This window comes from Calderihabitans maritimus, assembly GCF_002207765.1.
GTDB classification, from domain to species: Bacteria; Bacillota; KKC1; order Calderihabitantales; family Calderihabitantaceae; genus Calderihabitans; species Calderihabitans maritimus.
This window is the reverse complement of the sequence record NZ_BDGJ01000215.1, coordinates 58419-60323: the sequence shown is the minus strand read 5'-3', so window position 1 is coordinate 60323 and position 1905 is coordinate 58419. Positions and strand designations below refer to the sequence as shown.

The window sequence follows — 1905 nt, the reverse complement described above, 5'->3', positions numbered from 1 at the left end:
AAACCCCGGTTTCTAAACCGCAAGCGTCCAGAAGGCTGGTTGCCTCCTTCGTTTGAAGCTAGAGTTAATCAAACCTTGAGTGCGGTTAATAAACTCCTGAAGTTGCTGCCGATTACAGCCATCTCTACTGAACACGTCAAGTTTGACACTCAGAAACTCCAGAACCCGGAGCTTTCTGGTATTGAATACCAGAAGGGTACGCTTTTTGGTTATGAAGTCAAAGAGTACCTGCTTGAGAAATGGGGGCATAAATGCGCTTACTGCGGTAGAAAGGATGTGCCTCTTGAGATTGAACACATCATACCCAGGTGTCGTGGTGGTAGCGATAGAATCAGCAACCTGACACTTGCTTGTCATGAATGCAATCAACGTAAGGGGTCCATGACAGCTACTGAGTTTGGTTATCCCCACATACAAGAGCAAGCTAAACAGTCACTAAGAGAAGTAGCTTTTATAAACACCACACGCTGGCACCTGTATGAGCGCCTGAAGGCTACTGGCCTCCCAGTTGAGTGTGGCACAGGTGCTCTAACCAAGATGAACCGCGTCACTCGTGGATTGCCTAAAGAACACTACTTCGATGCCTGTTGTGTTGGACCAAGTACGCCGGTCAAAGTTGTCGTAACCCAACATTATGTGCAGGTTTGGCGTGCAATTGTAAAATATTGATAGGGTATGACGGTATGAAAGGAGTGCAGAAGTATGGCACAAAAGAAGTTTATAAATTGGGTTGAAATCGATGTCCGAACAGGAAAACCCTTGCCTAATCATCGTGAGTTGATAGGGAAAACCTACTTTGACCGTGACGGCGACGTGATAGAGGTCGTTGGAATATGCTGTCTTTTTCCTTCTACGCATGTTATCGTGGAGAGAAAGAGTGACCGACAACGCTGGAGCGTCGAAGCTGAGTCTATAAGAGAATTAATTGATTGATGAATGGCTTTTTCGTTTGCTGCCGCTAGGCTTTTGGCTTCACCTTGTGTAGCTTCGCTATGTTGTCGGGGCTTCTGTTGCCGCAGAAGGCCCTGATTGCATTATACTACTTTCAGGAAAACGTTGGTCCTTGTAGTTAACAACATTCTAGGAATGGGAGAATTAATGTCTCTGTGGATATGGGTTCAGTTTCTTTAACGCTGCTATGTCCTAGTTTACAGCTATTCTTTCCTTATTTTTCGAACAGAGCTCAGGATGTTTACTGCAAATCTCTTTTGCTAACTCAAAGTTGTCATCGAATGAATAAATCTGGCGGTAGCTTGAATACATTTGCAGGCTGTTGTAGTAGTCCACGTTATCTTCGTTTAATTGGATTATGCGCCCATCGAGATTATTTATTCTTTTAAAGTAGGTCCTTTCGAAAAACACGGTAGTAGCAGTTCTACAACTCAGGCTTTTCTAAAGGCTGTGTCGCCGAAATATGCTGTTATCTCTGTAGGTAAGGATAATAAATACGGCCATCCTCACACTGAAACTTTGGCCAAACTCGCAGAAGCAGGAATACAGGTTTTCCGCACTGACCTGCAAGGGACCATTGTGGCTACCAGCGATGGAAAAACCATCACCTTCAATAAGAAAGCCTCACAGGTTAAAGAGCGAGCGCCAGATGATTCTCGCGCCGCTGCTTCCTCTAATCCTGTCATGCCGCCCGTTTCTACTTCATCTTCCGGCGGCGTGAAAATAGTGGGTATAGACCTCAAGAGTGAGGTATTTACAATCAAGAATACCAGCGGCGTAGCAGTGAACCTGACCGGCTGGAAGCTAGTCAGTCAAAAAGGGAATCAAACCTTTACTTTTCCATCTGGAACAGTCATACCAGCCGGCGGAAGCCTGAAGGTTGTGAGCGGGCCGAATGCTCAGGCTGGTCCTAATACGCTCCTGTGGACTAATAGGTATATCTGGAACAACAAG

At 45.6% G+C, this 1905-nt stretch carries 3 protein-coding genes; all 3 read left to right on the top strand.

The annotated features are described in order from the left end of the window. A partial coding sequence (iscB, locus tag KKC1_RS15445) for an RNA-guided endonuclease IscB (RefSeq protein ID WP_192868292.1) occupies positions 1-669 on the top strand: 669 nt, incomplete at its 5' end. Between the two features lie 33 nt (positions 670-702). Further along, positions 703-933 carry a hypothetical protein gene (locus KKC1_RS16170; protein ID WP_088555309.1) on the top strand — a complete coding sequence of 77 codons (231 nt, stop codon included), beginning with the start codon at positions 703-705 and terminating at the stop codon, positions 931-933. A gap of 468 nt (positions 934-1401) precedes the next feature. Further along, positions 1402-1905 (top strand): lamin tail domain-containing protein (locus KKC1_RS17250; RefSeq protein ID WP_305790420.1); only part of this gene is annotated, 504 nt, incomplete at its 3' end.

Bases quoted from the DNA above. Each gene is read 5' to 3' on its own strand.
- KKC1_RS16170 (WP_088555309.1), top strand. From the start codon at position 703: ATGGCACAAAAGAAGTTTATAAATTGGGTTGAAATCGATGTCCGAACA.